At 70.0% G+C, this 223-nt stretch carries 1 protein-coding gene; it reads left to right on the forward strand.

Translation table 11 applies throughout. From position 1 onward, the window contains the following. Positions 1–223, forward strand: a 223-nt coding sequence (locus E4K09_RS29405) for an SAM-dependent methyltransferase (RefSeq protein WP_425293877.1), incomplete at both ends; no start/stop codon positions are given.

Here is a 223-nt window from a genome sequence, read left to right on the forward strand (position 1 = left end):
CGAAAGACCGGGCGCATGCCTCCTCGATATCGGCGCCGGGGCGGCGGGTCTCTCCATCACCCTGTGCCAGACATTTCCCCATCTCGCTGCGGTCGCGCTTGAACCGGCCGAACACCCCGCCGCGATCGGCGAGCGGCATGTGCGCGAGGCGGGGCTTGCCGCGCGCGTCACCGTGCGCCGTCAGCGCGTCGAGCACATGGAGGACGTGGAGACCTTCGATCTC

Source organism: Microvirga pakistanensis (genome assembly GCF_004458765.1).
In the GTDB taxonomy this organism is placed as follows: Bacteria; Pseudomonadota; Alphaproteobacteria; order Rhizobiales; family Beijerinckiaceae; genus Microvirga; species Microvirga pakistanensis.